The organism is Marinobacter sp. 1-3A (genome assembly GCF_016597775.1).
In the GTDB taxonomy this organism is placed as follows: Bacteria; Pseudomonadota; Gammaproteobacteria; order Pseudomonadales; family Oleiphilaceae; genus Marinobacter; species Marinobacter xiaoshiensis.
The window spans coordinates 49868-66187 of the sequence record NZ_VCGZ01000010.1 but is presented as its reverse complement, the minus strand read 5'-3'; the positions used below and the strand labels follow the sequence as shown (position 1 = coordinate 66187).

Below are 16320 nucleotides of genomic sequence, written 5' to 3'. Positions count from 1 at the left end.
CATGCTAACGAAACTGAAAGAACAGCCCGCCGTCGGAAAACTGATTGCACAGTACGATCAACTTCCCAAGCGTGATCAGCAGGCGCTTGTGGTTCTGGCGATTGCTGTGTTTCTCGGGATTCTGTATTTCGCAATTTGGAGTCCGGTTACCAGCTTTCACGATAAAGCGGCTGCCAGTAAAGAGAATGCTTCCGAATTGGTCGCCTGGATTCAAGCCAATGAGCCAGTTATCCGACGCTTGGGCAGCAGTGGCAGTAAACCGGCAGCAACCTCCGGAGATGTACCGGCCGACGGCCGCGCACTGATGGGCTTGGTAACCCGCTCGGCTAGGGATTCCGGCCTTACGCTGCAGCGCTTTGAACCTAGCGGTGACAGCGCCATTCGGGTTTGGTTGGAAGCCGCTCCTTACTCAGACGTTGCGGCATGGCTAGAAATTCTCAATGGCAAACACGGGGTTGTGATAGACCAGGCTGCGCTGGATCGTGGTAACGAGCCAGGCAAGGTGTCTGTTCGCCTGACATTGGCAATCTGATTCTGAATAACTTGGTTCCGGAGTGGTCTCGCCGGACAGGGGCAGGAGCAAAAATATGAGTGGCGATAACAAAAAAGAGTCGGATCCGGTTATTGTTCGGTTAGACATCAGTGCTTTGAATGAAGCCAGATCGATTCTGTATGATGCCTACCGGGATGAGCCAACGTTCCAATACCTGTTTAATCATCGTAAACCCGGTTATAAGCAGCGCGTTCGGGCAACCGTTCGTGAGCTGGTTGATTTGTACTTTGATCTGAATCAGGAATCGGTCGGCGTGATGGTTAATGATACCTTGGTCGCTGTGGCGTTTATCGGCGATCCGGATCTGAGGTTGAATCTGGCGAACCAGTTTAGCTGGCGAATTCGCATGGTTCTGACTGCAGGTTTTGCCTCTACTCGCAGATACCTGCACTATCACGAAAGGATACGTGCAATGTTACCTCAGCCACTGGCTCATCAGTTGCCATTGATGGGGGTTAACCCCAAGTACCAGAATCGTGGGTACGGGCGGCTCTTGCTACAAGCCGTTCAACGTTTGTGCGCAGAAAATCCTCGTGGAACAGGCTTGGTCCTCGATACGGGAAACAGTCGTTATCTGCCGTTTTATGAATCTGAAGGCTTCCGCAGCCTTGGAAAACTCCGTGTTGGAGGTTTTGAGGATCACATACTGTTCCGCGAGATCCATCCGGAAGCCAAGGTTGCCGCTAACCAAAATTAACGCCGTAATATGCAACAGGAGACAACGTGTCTGACAGCCTGGATTATGATCTGATTGTGATTGGTGCCGGTTCCGGCGGAGTGCGCCTTGCGCGTATGTCTGCCGGGCTTGGAGCGCGAGTAGCTGTAGTTGAGTCCCGTTATCTTGGCGGCACCTGCGTTAACGTTGGTTGCGTGCCTAAAAAGCTGTTTGTATATGGGGCTCATGTTCGCGACGACCTTGAGGATGCAGCAGGTTATGGCTGGGATATCCCGATGGACGGCGTCAGCTTTGACTGGCCAACACTTGTCGCCAACAAAAATGCTGAAATTGAAAGACTCAACGGAATTTATGGCCGCCTGCTTGAGAACGCTGGCGTTACCATCATTGAAGGCACCGCATCTATCAAGGATCCGAATACGGTTGTCGTAGGTGATAAGGAATACTCAGCCAAGCACATAACTGTTGCAACGGGCAGCTGGCCAGTTGTTCCTGATATTCCAGGTAAGGACAGCATTCTTACATCGAATGAAATGTTCTATTTGCCGCAACTGCCCAAACAGGCTGTTGTTTGGGGCGGTGGCTACATTGCAGTTGAGTTCGCCGGTATTCTTGCAGGCCTTGGTGTGGAGACAACGCTCCTTTATCGGGGCGATCTGTTCCTTCGAGGGTTTGACAACGATGTTCGCAAATTTACTGAACAGGAAATGCGCAAGAAGGGCATTCGGCTCGAGTTTGGCGTAACAATTGAATCTGTTGAGCCTGAAAACTCCCACTACCGAGTCAAACTCAGTAATGGCGAGGTCATGGAGACTGGTCTTGTGATGGCGGCAACGGGCAGAAGGGCGCTGGTTGATGGCTTGGGCCTTACTGAGTTGGGCGTCGAACTTAATGCCTCTGGGCATGTGGTTGTAGACGATTACTTCCAAACCTCTGTGCCCTCAATAACCGCTCTGGGCGATGTGATTGGTACGCCACAGTTAACGCCGGTAGCGCTTGCACAGGCTATGGTTCTGTCCCGCAGAATGTTCGGAGACGGAAAGGGCGAGATGGATTACACCGCAATCCCGACTGCGGTTTTCTGCCAGCCAAATATCGGCACAGTGGGTCTGACAGAGGAAGAGGCGCGCGAAGCAGGGCATACCTTGAGAATCTACCGCTCAGAGTTCCGCCCCATGAAATACACACTCAGTGGCCGTGAAGAGCGCTGCCTGATGAAACTGGTTGTTGATGACGCAACAGATCGGGTTCTGGGGGCACACATGGTGGGGGCAGATGCAGGTGAAATCACTCAGGGGCTTGCCGTAGCCATCAAGGCTGGCGCAACCAAAGCCCAGTTTGATTCAACAATTGGCATTCACCCAACCTCCGCAGAAGAATTCGTCACCATGCGGGAGCCAGTCGCCTGATAGATACCATGGGCCCAGGGACGGGCTTATATACCGATTGTTTTTTCGGGCTGCTCACAGCAGTGTTACCCAGCGCCCCAGCACTTCCCGAAGATTTTCCTTCCGTACAGGTTTGGACAGGTAGTCGTCCATGCCACTTTCATGGCAGTTTTGTTTCGTGCCGGGCAGAACATCTGCGGTTAGTGCAATTACTGGCGTTCTGCCAACACCGTTAGCAGTCTCCCATTCCCGGATATAGCGTGTCGTTTCATAGCCATCCATGACTGGCATCTGGCAGTCCATGAGGATGACATCAAAGCCTTGGTGGCTGGCATGAACTTTTTCCAATGCTTCCTGCCCGTTGGTGACGGCTTCCGTATCAAATCCAAGACGATTTAACAGTGCTACCGCCACCCGCTGGTTTACCGGGTTATCCTCAACGACCAAGGCACGCCTGGAAAGAGGTGTCTCCACATGTAATACAGATTCAGGTTCAATTGATAAGGTTGCTGTAGAGGCGACTTCAAGAGGTAACTCAAATCGAAATGACGAGCCTTCCCCATGATGTGATTCCACCTGGATATGACCACCGAGTAGCTCCACCAGCCTTTGAACAAGAGACAGCCCAATACCGGCGCCACCGAAACTTCGGGCATCTCCACCCTCGAGTTGTTGGAAAGTACTGAACATGTCTGTAACGCGGCCGTTGGGAATACCGCTTCCCGAATCGCTAACGGAACAGTTGATAATGATGCAGCCGTCCTCAACTCCAAAGCACCCTAGCTGTACGTTAACAAAACCGTCGGTGGTGAATTTGATTGCGTTATCAAGCAGGCACGCGAGAATCTGACGAATCCGGGGTGCATCCCCTTTTACCATAGGTGTTTCGGGCCAGTCCCCGTAAAAGTTAAGGGTTAATGCTAATCCCTGTTCTTCTGCCAAGTGGCGATACGATGCAACGCAATTTGTAACAAGCGTGTGCAGATTGAACGGCTGATGGTCTACCACGATACCGCCGCTATCCATATGGGAGTAATCAAGAATGTCGCTGATAACTGTTAAGAGGTCTTCCGTTGACTGCCTTGCGGTCTTCAAAAAATCACGCTGCCTCGGGCTCAGGGTTTCTTCCTGAACAAGATCTATCATGCCCAGGACTCCATTTAACGGAGTGCGAAGTTCATGGCTCATTGTTGCCAAAAACTCGGATTTTGCCTGGCTTGCGGTTTCCGCTTTTTCACGGGCCCGCTCAGATATCGCCAGTGTCTGATCTCTCGAAGCTTTCAATGATTCAAGATGCTCGGCCAGTTGGTTTAACTGCTGTTCAATCGCAACCAACTCCCGGGAATTTTTACGTCTGTTCACTTTGCTCAAGCGATAATCGCCCTCGATAAGGCGATTGATGCGTCCCGACACCTCAGTAATCGGGGAGAGAATCGTATTCAACGTATGCTTTATGATCAGAATGCTGAATAGCAATAAAGACAAGCCTACCGTTAGCGACGACCAGAGGATATCGTTTCGTCGTTCCATCAGGGCGTTGCTACTCACACCAACCATAACTGTGCCGACCCGCAGCGCTCCGGAACTGAGGCCAAACTCGGGCTCAAACCACAGCGTTGGGCGATCGGTTTCAAATTCCAGAGGGTTCTGCAGTATTTCTGCCTGATATATCTGAAATTCGCTCGACTTATCCCCGGGTTCGCTGTCAAGGGAGTTGACGTAACCGATCTGTTCGCCGGTCACGTCCACCACGCGAATCCAGTCTGCCCTGCTGTGCCGGATCGACTGGGAAAGTATTTCCTGCAGCGCCTGAGTGTTGCCGGATACAACGGCGTATTCCAGAGAAGGGGCCAAGGTATCAGCCAGGAGCTGATTGCTGTCTGAGAGGTCGCGCCTGGCGTCATCCAGACGGGCGGAAGTAAAAAAGCCCATGAAGGTAATGAACATCACGACGGAAGGGAGCGCACCTAGTAGTAGGAGCTTGCGAGCCAAAGGCGTGTTGATGGGCTGCTTACTCATCACCTTGTCCTCCATGGCTGTCTAAGCGTAGTTCTACGTTTTGGATGATCTGCTCTTGTGTAGCCAGTGGAATGTTCAGTGAGCGAGCAACCTGTTCGTTGATATCAACCCGAAATTGGGGAGGATAACCCGGGTCTGGAAACCTTCCGGTTTCGAAGAATGTCTGTAGATGCCCCCCTGCCATCTCTACCATGGCGGGGAAGGATGCGTAGCCAGAGGCAAGGGAACCCGCTTTGACATAAGCTTGGCTCGGACCTATCACAATTCTGTTTCGGCGATAGGCTGTAAGCAGAACGTGCTTCATGGTTCTGGTGTTATAGATTGTGCGGTCTGGCGCAGCCAGCAAAAAATCGCCATAGCTTAGCGCTCTGTTAAGTGTAGAGATGAGCTGTTTGTCATCATCCACTACGAAAAGTTGTGCCTCGAGGTTGTAAGCTGGAAGTTCATCAATGAGCGTATCGTATAGCTCTGCCGTACCAGCAGTCGCAATCAATGCGATACGCGTAGCTTGAGGGAGAATAGCTTTGCCAATAAGTGCTTGCCTGAGTAACGGAGCACCGTGGTAGATACCGGAAATCTGCCCTGATGAGCGGCGAGCGAAACCGCCCAGGAAATCTGGCTCTACGAGCAGAGCTAACACAGGGGCTTGACGGTTCACTTGTCGTATTCGTGAAAATGCACCAGGCCCCAAGGTGACAATTGGGCCGTCGTCAGTCTGCGCCGCTTGTTCGTCCGTAACAGGCACCAGTTGGTGCTGTCCGCCGAGTGTTTGTTCAAGGAGGCCTTGGATATGACTATCCAGAGCCAGGTTTCCAGAGCTGGCCAGATACACGGGTGAAGGGTCTTGGGCGAGGGCAGTAGGGGTGGCGGAGAAAATGGTGGTTGCTATCAGGGTGCAAAGCAACGCAGTTGCAGTCAGGGACTTTGCCGCCTGCATTGCTGCGCGTGTTATGACTTGCCCCTTTTGTTTCATACCATCCCAGGCCAGAAATCGTCCCTGATTAACGATCAGAAACGTATACCCGCTTCAACGAAGAGTTGATTGGGATCCGCAATATTGTTGGCGCTGCTCATATCCGGCTCTTCGTTTATGTAGTGTTGCATGGTGAGCGCAAGTTCCGCTGAGTAGCGCGGTTGAAAAAACCGCTTTGCCAAGCGGAAATCGATGCGCTCAAACCGGGAGCTCCGAAACTTGTCCGCCCAGTAGTATGCGGAAGAGCCCCTGATGCCAAATGGCAGATCCTGAATAAGTGCCAGGCTACCTGAGTGTCTGGCCGACATGCGGCCAAGCAAGTCAACATTGTATTCCTGGCGAGCTGGGTCGGGGTTGCCATTTTCATCACGAATGACCGGGCCTGTATACCAGCCATCCTGCTCAAGATAGCCATAACTTGCCCTGAATGTTGTTCCTGGGAACTCAAGTGACGCCTCAATTTCAACGCCCTCCTGATCCAGTGCCACGTTGTTATCAATGGTCCAATCCTTAAACTGGATAACGCCGCTAATCATATCCCGGAGTTCGTCCTTGAATAAGCGAACCTCCAGGGACAGTTGACCTGTTTCCATAGGAAACTGCCCGAAGTAGCTGATTTCTCTCGATACTATGGTCTCTTCTTTGAGCGTTTCCCCGAGTGTGACGTAGGAGTAGTGCTTCCATACATCAGTACTATTTACCCGGTACCCCTCGTATCCCGCATACTTTGCGGGCTCAACATTTCTAAGTGTATATCCATAATCCGGGTTTTGCTCAAACCCGTCGGGCGTGCGAACTGCTTTTGAGAAAACGAACCTGAGTGCGTGGTTATTGCCAAGGATGAAGTTCGCCGCAACCCGGGGTGAAAAATAACCTTCATCCGTTGTCGTTGTGCGCTCCCAATTGCCGCCACCATTCAAAGTGAGCCAGGTGGTCGGTGAGTATTCAAGATTACCAAACACCCTGGATTGGTGGTTGTTACCCCGGCCATTAAAGTAGGTTTCAGAACGATAGGTGTCTTCCCGGAAGCCAATGCCAGTTACCAGCTTAAGATCGTCAGTAAATAAAAGCGTGTCTTGTAGTTCCAGTTCAAACCGGGAGTCTTCTGAATCTGCGTTAACTTCCGCCGTTAACGGGATGCCTCCGGGGCTTCCGGGGAAACACAGGCCTTTGTTGGCCTTTAAAAAAAGGAGGGCACCATTGGCAAGGCAGTCCACGGCTGTTTCCGGTAGTTCAATGGGCCACTGCTGTCTGCGGTCATAGTTCTCGAAGCTCGCCAGAATATGAAAGAAGTGATTGTTTGAGGGTGTAAAGTTAAGCTGCGTCTGGAGGTAATAGTCCCGCAGATCAATATCTGGATGACCGACAGCTTCCAGTTCTCCGCTTCTGTCCTTGTCTTGCTCGTTTACTCCATCTACGACACCCAGTCGAATATCGGCGTTAAACCCGGAGTTTACCTTCAGGCGGGAAGAATAATTAAACGAGTTGATATTATGTCCGTCATGAAATGGCTCCGGATCAGGGCCTCCGCTTTGGTAATCAAAGCCATCAAATTTTCGCTTCTCAAAGGCAAGCCGCCAGTCGTAACTATCATTGGCATCACCAATCGAGGCAAAGGTGCGAACGTAGTTTCTGGAGCCCCGAATGGCTCGTATCTCGACACCAGAGGTGTCGGCGGGGTTTCTGGTGATAATGTTGATGGTGCCTAAAAAGGCGTTAATTCCATATGCTGCTGAGTTAGGCCCCCGGCTTACCTCTATTCGCTCGATGAGTTCCAGCGGCACCGGCATGGTTTGCCAGTCCATGTCAGACAGTGTTGCGCGATGCGCTGTCCGACCATCAACCAGGACCTGCATGCGCCGCTGTTCGTAATGAACCGTGCCGTGATATGTGGTGACAGGGGAGTTGCTGCCAACCTCAGCCACAACCATGCCGGGAACCAGCCGAAATACCTCAACAAGGTTCATAATGCCAAGATCACGGATCATTTCGCCTTCAATGACCGTCGTGGTGCCTGGAACCCGAGTTTTGGGTTGTCTGAGCCGGGTGGTTGTTAAAACTTCTGGAATCTCGTCGTTAAACCCGTAGAAGCCAGCCAATTGAGCATCACCATCCGGGGATTGGGCGGCAGTATCCATTGACACCAATGAAACGGCAGTCGTCAAAACCATTACCGCCACGTTTGTGCGGTAAAAAGCGGTGGGCCGAAAGGCGATTTTGTCGAAATTCGTAACGGACATGGGTGTCGTTCTATAATCTGCCGAGTAGAAGGTAAAACGTCGTTTTTTGTATGTTTTAGCTATCGTATTTGACTACACGATGATTGTCTCTCAAAAACGTAATGAATCGATAGGTTTGGAATATGCCTGATAAGAATTTAAGCCTGGTTGATCGTGATCTTGGTGCCTCGGAAGGGCAGGTCGTCCGTGAGGTTATGATCCAGATCAAGGCGCTTTTGAATGATCCGGCTAGAAGCCGGGATGCAGGCATATGGAAGGCTATTCTTCGTGAGCCACCTGCTGATCAGGCGCTGTTGCGGCGGGAGCTTGGCAGACAACTGGAGCCGCAGCTTCGGCCTATGGCCGAAAACGGCAGTCTTCCTCCCCCGGTTGTTATCTTTTTGGCGGAGTGGTTTGAATGGCAAAGTCTTCAGGAAATAGCAATCCAGGATGAGGAGCGCCGATACCCTGACCCGGAGCCGGGCCAGGAGCATATGGATGAAGACGCACCGCAAATGGTTAACTTCTGGCCGGCCGTTATAGGTTGGATCATCGGGCTTGTAGTGCTTGCCACAATATTTGGAGGTATGGGTGGCGGCTGAAGAGGCAGCCGCCTATTGTGATTCGCCTGGTAATTTCGACTCGGCAATTTTGTCACGATACTTTTGTGCCAGTATGGCGCCAATAATAACCTGGACCTGGTTGTAGCACATAATCGGCAATACGATCATCCCAAAGCCGGGGTGTCCGGAAAATAGCACTTTGGCCATGGGCAGCCCCGAAGCCAGGCTCTTTTTTGAGCCGCAGAAAACTACCGCAGCTTCGTCCTCCAGACTGAACCCGAACCGCCGCACCATAAAGCGTGCAAAGAACATAAACAGAGCCAGCAACCCGATACACAGCAGTATGGTGAGAACAATAGCTTTCAGCGGCAGGTTTTGCCAAAGACCACTTTCCACGGAATGGGAGAAGGCGGAATACACGATCAGCCAGATCACACACTTGTCGTAGCGCGCCATCAGATGTTCATTCCGGCCCAGAAATCCTCCCAACATGGGGCGCATGGCGTGGCCGACAGCAAAGGGCAGCAGTAGCTGCAGAACGATATCTTTCAGGGCTTCGCCCACCGCAAAATCCCCGCTACCAGCAGAGCTTACCAATAGGAGTAGCAGAAAGGGCGTCAGCATCATTCCGAATACGTTCGATGCTGCAGCGCTGCATATAGCCGCCGGTACGTTACCGCGGGCCAAAGCTGTATATGCAATGGATGAAGACACGGCAGATGGCAATACACCCAGATACAAAAAGCCAAGCCCAAGGTCTGGGGGCATCCATGAAGGTGCGAAGTTGCTCATGCCGTTAATCGGGAGCACGACCAGAGGGAAGAAGCCAAAGGTAAGCGCGGTGATGAGTATGTGCAGCCGCCAGTGAGATGCCCCATCGACGATTTGTTGTCGTGATAATGCTGCTCCATGGAAGAAAAAGAGCAGGGCAACTGCAACTGTCCCTGCCACCGCCAATAACTCTCCGACAACGCCGGTGGCCGGCAAAAATGAAGCAAGGGCAACAGCGCCCAGTAACATAATGGTAAATGTGTCTGGCCGGAATTTCATGGTCACGTGCCCCTCTTTCGTAGGGCCTGAAGGCTGGGGGAGAGGAGTGCCCGGGCAAGTTTCTCCGCTTTGTCCGAATCCTGACGGCGAACGGCCGCAAGAAGTAGTTCGTGATCTTCCTGGGAGGGCTCCGGAAGGTCTGCGTCGCTTTCGGTGCGCTCGATTGTCTGAGTTATTGCGTGGGAGAAGTAATCGTAAAGTTCCGAAAGCGCCGAGTTATGGGACGCGGCCACAAGCGCGTGGTGGAAAGCCTCATCGTGACGAATGCGCTCTTGCAAATTCGAATCGGCCTTGCCTCTGGCATCCAGTGCCATGGTCATGGCACGAACGTCCTGGTCAGTGCGCCGTTGTGCCGCCAGTTTTGCGGCTTCGGTCTCCAGCATAATCCGAACTTCAAGCTGATCGGTTAGCTGGGTGCGGGCGATCCTCTTGAGGGTTTCACCGGCGTCCCGGGTGGCTCTCACATAGGTGCCGTCTCCCTGTCGGGTTTCAAGCATACCGACATGAGCGAGCACTCGTACCGCTTCTCGCACCGTGTTGCGACTGACACCAAGGGCTTCTGAAAGCTCAGCTTCCACCGGAAGCTTGTCGCCGACCAACCATTGTTCCGTTTCTATCGCGTGCCTCAAGCTTTCTATAGCGGTCTCTACCAGAGAGCCTTTTTGAATTTTTTTGAGCATTGCGGGTCATCCCTTCAGCTGATCATAGAATCATCCTATGAATCAGTTGTCGATGCAAATGCATTAGCAAGGAAATCACAAACACCAAGAGACGGTGCAAAGCGCCGCTCTTGTTGAGTATGCCAAAAGCCGGGGTTACCCGGCTGATTTAAGGAGTTGGTAGTCCGCCGGGTTAACGTTACGAGTGGCAAGACGATAGGAGAAGGTAAACCCCGGCCAGTTCAGTGTGTTTTTGCCATTGGCATCAAGATACCAGGATGAGCAGCCGGAGCTCCACACGCTGCCTTCAAGATCTTTCTGAATGGTGCTGGAATAGCTCTCTACCCGGTGTTGATGGATATCCATGGCCGCACCCGGATGCTCTTGTAGCACCTTCAGGCAGCCAAGAATGTACTGAAACTGTGATTCGAGCATGTAGAGAATGGAGTTATGGGCCAGATTTGTGTTGGGTCCATACAGTATGAACAAGTTTGGAAAACCCGATACAGTGATGCCTTTAAACGCTGTCGCACCATTCTTCCAGGCTTCGTTCAGTGTCACGCCGCCGCGCCCGGTAACACGAATCGGAGACAGAAATTCAGAAGCACGAAACCCGGTACCAAAAATGATGACATCAACCGGGTAATGTTTACCCGATTGCGTTTGAACGCCAGTCGCATCTACTTTGGCAATGGGGTCTGTAACGAGATCCAGGTTGGATCGATTGATGGCCGGATACCAATCGTTGGAAATCAGAATGCGCTTACAGCCAATCTGGTAATCCGGAATGATCTGTTTCCGTTTCCCGGGATCGCTAATGTGCTTGCGCGCTTCTTTTTTGGCCTGCAAAGCCAATACTTTCAACAGGCTGCTGAACCCCGTGAAGGCGAGGCCTCGGCTTTCATTCTTCCAATAGATCAGGTATCGGTACAGCCTGTCCCATGCAGGAACAGCTTTGAACAGGTTTTGCTCCCAGGTTTTAAAAGGCCTGTCAGGCTTTGGGACTACCCAGGCAGCAGAACGCTGGAAGAGCGCGAGCGATTTCACCTCACGGGCAATCTCGGGCACAAACTGGATGGCGCTGGCGCCCGTGCCGATAACCGCAACCCGCTTGTTTTTGAGATCGTAATCGTGATTCCAGCGAGCGGAGTGAAAGGAGGTGCCTTTGAACGCTTCCATGCCGTCAATATTGGGTGACGCCGGCTGATTAAGTTGGCCGGTGGCTGAAATGACAACCTGTGCTTGCAGTTTTTCGCCGCTTGTCAGCGTGAGGATCCAGTGGTTATGCGCCTCGTCAAACACGGCTTCCGCCACCTCACAGTTGAAGCGGATCTGTTCACTCAGCCCATACTTTTCAACGCAGTGTTCCATATAGCCAAGGAGTTCGTGTTGCAGCCCGAATTTTCGTGACCAGTCGTGCTTTGGCTCGAAAGAATAGGAGTAAAAGTGGGACTGCACATCGCATGCTGCACCGGGGTAGGTATTGTCGCGCCAGGTTCCGCCAACCCGATCGGCTTTTTCCAGCAAAGTGACATTGGTGAATCCGGCCTTGTTTAGCTGGATAGCCATGCCTATTCCGCCAAACCCTGTTCCGATTATGATGACAGAGGGTTGTGTGTTGCTGCTTTTGTTGGCCATACCCGTGATATCCAGTCTTGTGAAAATAATGACGCCTTGTTCACTATATGTGTCTATTGCCATCCAAGTCATGGCTTTTTGTGCCAGATTTGGTGGCAGTAAACGCCAGGTCTCACGTTCTCAGGGGTAGTTTTACTGACCCCAAAAACCATCAAGCCGCACTTCCAAGGGAGGCGCGGCTTGATAGATAGGGCTTGTAAGGGGAAAGAGCTATTCTTGGGTAGCGTTGAGCAAATCCGGTTTTTTCAGGGCTCTCTGGAACAGATCTTTATCCTCGGCTATGGCCATGGCGCACTTTTCCGCCAAGTCGTCGCCCAGTCCTTCTACTTTTCGGGCCAGATAAACCTGAATTTCTTCCGCCAACTCCAGGATCTTATCTCTGGCATCGGCATCCGCCTTTGATGTGAAAAGCATGGTCTCAGGATTTTTTAATGCCATATCCAGGCCGTCCCTATCGGAAAAATAGACTGCTTGTACCGCCATGGTCATTCCTCGCAGTGAATGTCTAATTTACTGTATAGGTATACAGTGTATCCGACTTGCCCGGAGAAATACACTCAATCGGGGAGAAGCAACCCATTTACTCACGCTCTACGGGGCGATCTGGACGAATTTCCGGATAAAGCGACTCGAACAATGGCTTCAAGCCCTTGGCTTCATCAACAAACAATTGAAGGTGCGGGAAGGGTATTTCGATGCCAGCCTCATCGAGCGTCTCTTTGATCTGCTCCAACACTTCGGCCATGATGCCGGGCTGAACATCCAGATTATCTGGAGTAATCCATATTTTTACTTCCAGGTCTACTGAGGAGTCGCCCAGATTTTTAAGCACTACCCGTGGCTCCATGCCCGGAGATTGCAAAACCTCCGGGTGCGCCAAAAGTACCGGCATAATGATATCTCTGGCGGCCTTGGCAGACTCTTTGTAAGCAATGCCGACAGGGATGTTCAGCCTTGTAGCGCCTTCTGCGCTGTAATTCACAATCTCTGAAGACGCCACGCTGTCGTTGGGAATCATGGTGAATATGTTGTCGCGAGTCCGCAGCCAGGTGGTGCGCAGGGCAATCTTCACCACCTTGCCATCCTGGCCATTAATTGTGACCCAGTCGCCAATGCGAAATGGCCGCTCAATCAATAAGGTGATACCAGCGATGAAATTTGACAGCGTCGACTGAGCCGCAAACCCTACTGCAATGCCCACAATACCCAAGCCAGCAACAATCGACAGCAGGTCAAAACCGAATTGCGCAAGAATGGTGACCACTGCAAAGGTCGCCATCACCACAGACAACACATTGCCCGCTAACTGTTGGATAGATGCATCTAACTGGTTGCGACGCAAGGTTTCGGTGGTCAGACGACGTATAACCAGCCAAGCTACGTAGAAGCCCAGCGCTAACAGACCCGCTCTGGCTACCGCCTTCAGAAACTCAACCCCAGCTCCAAATTGCGCCAGTATTATCAATAGCGCACCCAGCCCGGCAAGATAACGCAACCCGCTCCTACCGTGCCTGAACATCGGGTTGTTAACATTGCGCTTTCCGACTAACAATCGAATAAGCCCAATCACCACCAGGTAGGCACCCAAAAATAAAACCAGATACAGAGTCGAAATCACGACTTGGCTAAACACGTAGGCGCCAACTTCACGCCAAGCCACCTCATGGCCGCCAAACGCGTTTAGTGTGTCACCAAGGTTTTTCTTTATTTGCTCAGCCACGGCTGCCATGAATTCGACCATCAATCCTGTCCTTTGCCAAAAAGAGAGCGGAGTGCTTTCGAATTATAGAAGCCCTGATGAATGTCAGTAGCGCAAAAGAGCTGAACCCCAGGTAAAGCCCCCACCAAAAGCTTCAAGCATGACAACATCGTTGCGCTGAATACGTCCGTCTCTAACGGCAACATCCAGGGCGAGAGGGATAGAGGCAGCAGAAGTGTTGCCATGCTTGTTAACGGTAACCACAACCTGGTCCATGGGCATGCTCAGCTTTTTCGCGGTAGCCGTAATGATGCGCAGGTTAGCTTGATGAGGCACCAGCCAGTCGATCTCGGATTTCTCCATCTGATTGGCTTCAAGAGTTTCATCAACGATCTTGCCCAAAGTATTTACCGCAACCTTGAACACTTCGTTGCCTTTCATTTCCACAAAGGCATTACCCGCTTTAACCTGGTCGTAATTACTGGCTATTCCGCAGGGCACATGAAGCAATTCTTCGTATTGGCCGTCGGCGTGAATATGGGTGGAAAGAATCCCTGTGTCTTCATGTGCCTCCAGAATCACGGCGCCAGCACCATCTCCGAAGAGCACACAGGTGCCCCGGTCGGACCAGTCAATGATTCGTGAGAACACTTCAGCGCCTATAACCAGTGCCTTTTTGCTGGACCCGGTTTTTATAAACTTGTCAGCAACCGAGAGTGCATACACGAAACCGCTACACACGGCCTGAATATCAAACGCCGGGCATCCATGAATCCCTAGCCGGGCTTGAAGAATGCAGGCAGAACTAGGGAAGATCTTATCCGGGGTGGACGTAGCAAACACAATCAGGTCAATCTCGCTGGCATCTATGCCGGCAGCTTCAATGGCATTCAACGCGGCTTGCTCTGCAAGATCCACGGTGGTCTGGCCTTTCAAGGCAATGTGCCGCTGCTCAATGCCGGTTCGCTCACGGATCCATTTGTCCGTGGTATCAACCGTCTTTTCGAGGTCTTTGTTGGTAACAATGTTCTCTGGCAGGTAAGAGCCAGTGCCGGCAATGCGTGCAAAGGTCATTCGCTAAATCCCACGATATATCCGATTGGGGAGCTCTTAGCATTCAGGGGGCCTTTTGATTTGCAGGGTTCTGAATGCGTTTTAAACGCTCCTTGGCTTTAGACCATGCTATACCCCTGAACCATTGTCTGTTATTAGCTGTTTGTCAAAGACGACCGTGAAAACACTGGCTAAATGGGCCTGTTTCGCCTTATTGGGCTACCGCAGCGTGCGGTAATCTGCGTTACACTCCAGTCTTCAGACAAGGACTTGCACTAAATGCCCGATCTGATTCTCTACAATTACGCCTTATCCCCTTTCTCCGAGAAAATCCGCGTAATGCTTGGGATCACGGGTTGTGGTTCGTTGTTGAATTGGCGGGAAAGCCTTGGTTGCAAGGTTATCCGAAGGTAAGTGCCTGGTTGTCACGAATGACTGCATTCGGACATGGACAGCCTGAAAATCTCAGTGCCGGCGAAGCGGCTATGCGAACAAAAAATGCACAGCCTCGAGCATTGCCCGATGCGGAAGACGAGTTTCAGCTGATCCAGGAAGTCACTATTGCGCCGGACGATTATGGCCGTGACCCGGTTACTGGCACACTCGTCTATACCGATAAAAGTGTGACTATTCTTGCCAGAGAAACCGCAGAAGTTGGGCTTGTCCACGTACATTTCCCGAAACTCGGGTTTCGCGTACGCCCAGTGGAATAAGCAACTTACGAAAACGCCTCATCAGAACAGGAGCCTGTATGAAATCTTCCAGCCGTCTCACAGCGCGTTTAGGTATTCGCCATCCGATCGTGCAAGCACCAATGGCCGGGGTTGCTACACCGGAATTGGCTGCAGCGGTCACCAATGCCGGAGGACTGGGTTCGCTGGGGATTGGTGCCAGCACACAGGCTCAGGCCCGGAAGATGATTGAGCAGACCCAGGCGCTTACCAGCGGGCCGTTCAATGTGAATGTGTTCTGCCACGAACCTGCACGCCGGGATGAGAGCACTGAGGCTGCCTGGGTGCAGTATCTGGCCCCTTTGTTTGGCGAGGCCGGCATAGAACCACCGGGTTCACTCGGCGAACTTTATACATCGTTTATTGAAGATGACGAAACACTGGCCATGCTGCTTGAGCTGAAACCAGCGGTTGTAAGCTTTCACTTTGGAATTCCATCGGCAGAACGTATTGCCGCACTGAAGGAAGCAGGCATTTTTACCATGGCGACGGCGACCTGTCGTGACGAAGCCGCAATAATTGAAGCTGCAGGAATTGATGCCATAGTGGCTCAAGGTATTGAGGCAGGCGGCCACAGAGGTATGTTCAATCCGGAGGCTGCGGATCAGTGCCTGAGCACCTTTGTGCTTGTGCGGTTGCTGGCGCAGAAGACCACGCTACCCATTATTGCCGCTGGTGGCGTGATGGACGGTTTCGGGGTGAGCGCTGCAATTGAGTCAGGTGCGGCAGCGGTTCAGCTCGGAACAGCGTTTGTTTTGTGCCCGGAGTCGTCTGCGAATGAGGCCTACCGTGAAGCGCTCAAGAGTGAGCGGGCAGCAGATACACGGTTAACAAAGGTGCTTTCTGGCCGCCCGGCACGTGGAATCGTTAACCGCCTGATATCCTTCGGCGAAGCTAGCGACAGCCCTCAAACTGCCGATTACCCGGTGGCTTACGATGCAGCAAAGCGCCTGAACACGGCAGCTTCGAAGCTCGGTAATCATGAATTCGCCGCGCAATGGGCAGGTCAGGGCGCACCCATGGCGCGGGAATTGCCCGCCGCCGAATTGGTGGCGCTGATTATGGAGGAGTACCGCAGTAGGTATCCTGGCTAAGGCCT

At 52.1% G+C, this 16320-nt stretch carries 14 protein-coding genes and 1 pseudogene; 6 read left to right on the top strand and 9 right to left on the bottom strand.

Annotated elements, in window-relative coordinates; translation table 11 throughout:
• Position 1: 1 nt before the first annotated feature.
• The 3 genes from gspM to gorA are packed head-to-tail and all read left to right on the top strand — an operon-like array spanning position 2 to position 2638.
• Positions 2–532, top strand: a complete 531-nt coding sequence (gene gspM / locus FE848_RS14995) for a type II secretion system protein GspM (protein WP_200204666.1) — start codon at positions 2–4, stop codon at positions 530–532.
• 55 nt (positions 533–587) lie between these two features.
• Positions 588–1250 carry a GNAT family N-acetyltransferase gene (locus FE848_RS14990; protein ID WP_200204665.1) on the top strand — a complete coding sequence of 221 codons (663 nt, stop codon included), beginning with the start codon at positions 588–590 and terminating at the stop codon, positions 1248–1250.
• A 26-nt stretch (positions 1251–1276) separates the two neighbouring features.
• Positions 1277–2638 carry a glutathione-disulfide reductase gene (gorA, locus tag FE848_RS14985; protein ID WP_200204664.1) on the top strand — a complete coding sequence of 454 codons (1362 nt, stop codon included), beginning with the start codon at positions 1277–1279 and terminating at the stop codon, positions 2636–2638.
• Between the two features lie 54 nt (positions 2639–2692).
• Here gorA and FE848_RS14980 read toward each other — a convergent pair whose 3' ends face one another.
• The 3 genes from FE848_RS14980 to FE848_RS18775 form a co-directional block, all read right to left on the bottom strand.
• Positions 2693–4636, bottom strand: coding sequence for a response regulator (locus FE848_RS14980; protein ID WP_200204663.1), 1944 nt, complete (start codon positions 4634–4636; stop codon positions 2693–2695).
• A complete protein-coding gene (locus FE848_RS14975; RefSeq protein ID WP_227715379.1) occupies positions 4629–5573 on the bottom strand; it encodes an ABC transporter substrate-binding protein in 945 nt (314 codons plus the stop codon). The genes FE848_RS14980 and FE848_RS14975 overlap by 8 nt, the downstream gene beginning before the upstream one ends.
• A gap of 71 nt (positions 5574–5644) precedes the next feature.
• The gene (locus tag FE848_RS18775; protein ID WP_200204662.1) at positions 5645–7849 is read right to left on the bottom strand and encodes a TonB-dependent receptor plug domain-containing protein; all 2205 of its coding nucleotides are present in this window, start codon (positions 7847–7849) and stop codon (positions 5645–5647) included.
• A gap of 167 nt (positions 7850–8016) precedes the next feature.
• Between FE848_RS18775 and FE848_RS14965 the strand changes: the two are divergent.
• Positions 8017–8430, top strand: a pseudogene (locus tag FE848_RS14965) (J domain-containing protein); the annotation flags it as partial.
• 12 nt (positions 8431–8442) lie between these two features.
• Here the strand turns inward: FE848_RS14965 and FE848_RS14960 are convergent.
• The 6 genes from FE848_RS14960 to FE848_RS14935 all read right to left on the bottom strand — a co-directional run bounded on the left by FE848_RS14960 (position 8443) and on the right by FE848_RS14935 (position 14511).
• Entirely contained in the window at positions 8443–9441 is a 999-nt protein-coding gene (locus FE848_RS14960; protein ID WP_200204783.1) for a bile acid:sodium symporter family protein, read from the bottom strand.
• A gap of 2 nt (positions 9442–9443) precedes the next feature.
• Positions 9444–10121, bottom strand: a complete 678-nt coding sequence (locus FE848_RS14955) for a FadR/GntR family transcriptional regulator (protein WP_200204660.1) — start codon at positions 10119–10121, stop codon at positions 9444–9446.
• Positions 10122–10256: 135 nt separating this feature from the next.
• Positions 10257–11738: a flavin-containing monooxygenase gene (locus tag FE848_RS14950; protein ID WP_200204659.1), complete on the bottom strand. Its 1482-nt coding sequence runs from the start codon at positions 11736–11738 to the stop codon at positions 10257–10259.
• Between the two features lie 210 nt (positions 11739–11948).
• Complete coding sequence (locus FE848_RS14945) at positions 11949–12221, bottom strand: YebG family protein (protein ID WP_200204658.1); 273 nt, start codon at positions 12219–12221, stop codon at positions 11949–11951.
• 97 nt (positions 12222–12318) lie between these two features.
• The gene (locus FE848_RS14940) at positions 12319–13479 is read right to left on the bottom strand and encodes a mechanosensitive ion channel family protein (protein ID WP_200204657.1); all 1161 of its coding nucleotides are present in this window, start codon (positions 13477–13479) and stop codon (positions 12319–12321) included.
• A 63-nt stretch (positions 13480–13542) separates the two neighbouring features.
• On the bottom strand, positions 13543–14511 hold the full coding sequence (locus FE848_RS14935) for a beta-ketoacyl-ACP synthase III (RefSeq protein WP_200204656.1): 969 nt from the start codon (positions 14509–14511) through the stop codon (positions 13543–13545).
• Positions 14512–14975: 464 nt separating this feature from the next.
• Here FE848_RS14935 and FE848_RS14930 point away from each other — a divergent pair, with 464 nt between their 5' ends.
• Positions 14976–15203 (top strand): hypothetical protein, encoded by a 228-nt coding sequence (locus FE848_RS14930; RefSeq protein ID WP_200204655.1) that lies wholly within the window; start codon positions 14976–14978, stop codon positions 15201–15203.
• Positions 15204–15241: 38 nt separating this feature from the next.
• Positions 15242–16315: an NAD(P)H-dependent flavin oxidoreductase gene (locus tag FE848_RS14925; protein WP_200204654.1), complete on the top strand. Its 1074-nt coding sequence runs from the start codon at positions 15242–15244 to the stop codon at positions 16313–16315.
• The last annotated feature ends 5 nt before the right edge of the window (positions 16316–16320 follow it).

What these genes read in the sequence shown, in the direction of transcription:
- gspM (WP_200204666.1), top strand. Translation starts at nt 2, where the DNA reads ATGCTAACGAAACTGAAAGAACAGCCCGCCGTCGGAAAACTGATTGCA.
- FE848_RS14990 (WP_200204665.1), top strand. Translation starts at nt 588, where the DNA reads ATGAGTGGCGATAACAAAAAAGAGTCGGATCCGGTTATTGTTCGGTTA.
- FE848_RS14980 (WP_200204663.1), bottom strand. Translation starts at nt 4,636, where the DNA reads ATGAGTAAGCAGCCCATCAACACGCCTTTGGCTCGCAAGCTCCTACTA.
- FE848_RS14975 (WP_227715379.1), bottom strand. Translation starts at nt 5,573, where the DNA reads ATGCAGGCGGCAAAGTCCCTGACTGCAACTGCGTTGCTTTGCACCCTG.
- FE848_RS18775 (WP_200204662.1), bottom strand. Translation starts at nt 7,849, where the DNA reads ATGTCCGTTACGAATTTCGACAAAATCGCCTTTCGGCCCACCGCTTTT.
- FE848_RS14960 (WP_200204783.1), bottom strand. Translation starts at nt 9,441, where the DNA reads ATGAAATTCCGGCCAGACACATTTACCATTATGTTACTGGGCGCTGTT.
- FE848_RS14955 (WP_200204660.1), bottom strand. Translation starts at nt 10,121, where the DNA reads ATGCTCAAAAAAATTCAAAAAGGCTCTCTGGTAGAGACCGCTATAGAA.
- FE848_RS14950 (WP_200204659.1), bottom strand. Translation starts at nt 11,738, where the DNA reads ATGGCCAACAAAAGCAGCAACACACAACCCTCTGTCATCATAATCGGA.
- FE848_RS14945 (WP_200204658.1), bottom strand. Translation starts at nt 12,221, where the DNA reads ATGGCGGTACAAGCAGTCTATTTTTCCGATAGGGACGGCCTGGATATG.
- FE848_RS14940 (WP_200204657.1), bottom strand. Translation starts at nt 13,479, where the DNA reads ATGGTCGAATTCATGGCAGCCGTGGCTGAGCAAATAAAGAAAAACCTT.
- FE848_RS14935 (WP_200204656.1), bottom strand. Translation starts at nt 14,511, where the DNA reads ATGACCTTTGCACGCATTGCCGGCACTGGCTCTTACCTGCCAGAGAAC.
- FE848_RS14930 (WP_200204655.1), top strand. Translation starts at nt 14,976, where the DNA reads ATGCGAACAAAAAATGCACAGCCTCGAGCATTGCCCGATGCGGAAGAC.
- FE848_RS14925 (WP_200204654.1), top strand. Translation starts at nt 15,242, where the DNA reads ATGAAATCTTCCAGCCGTCTCACAGCGCGTTTAGGTATTCGCCATCCG.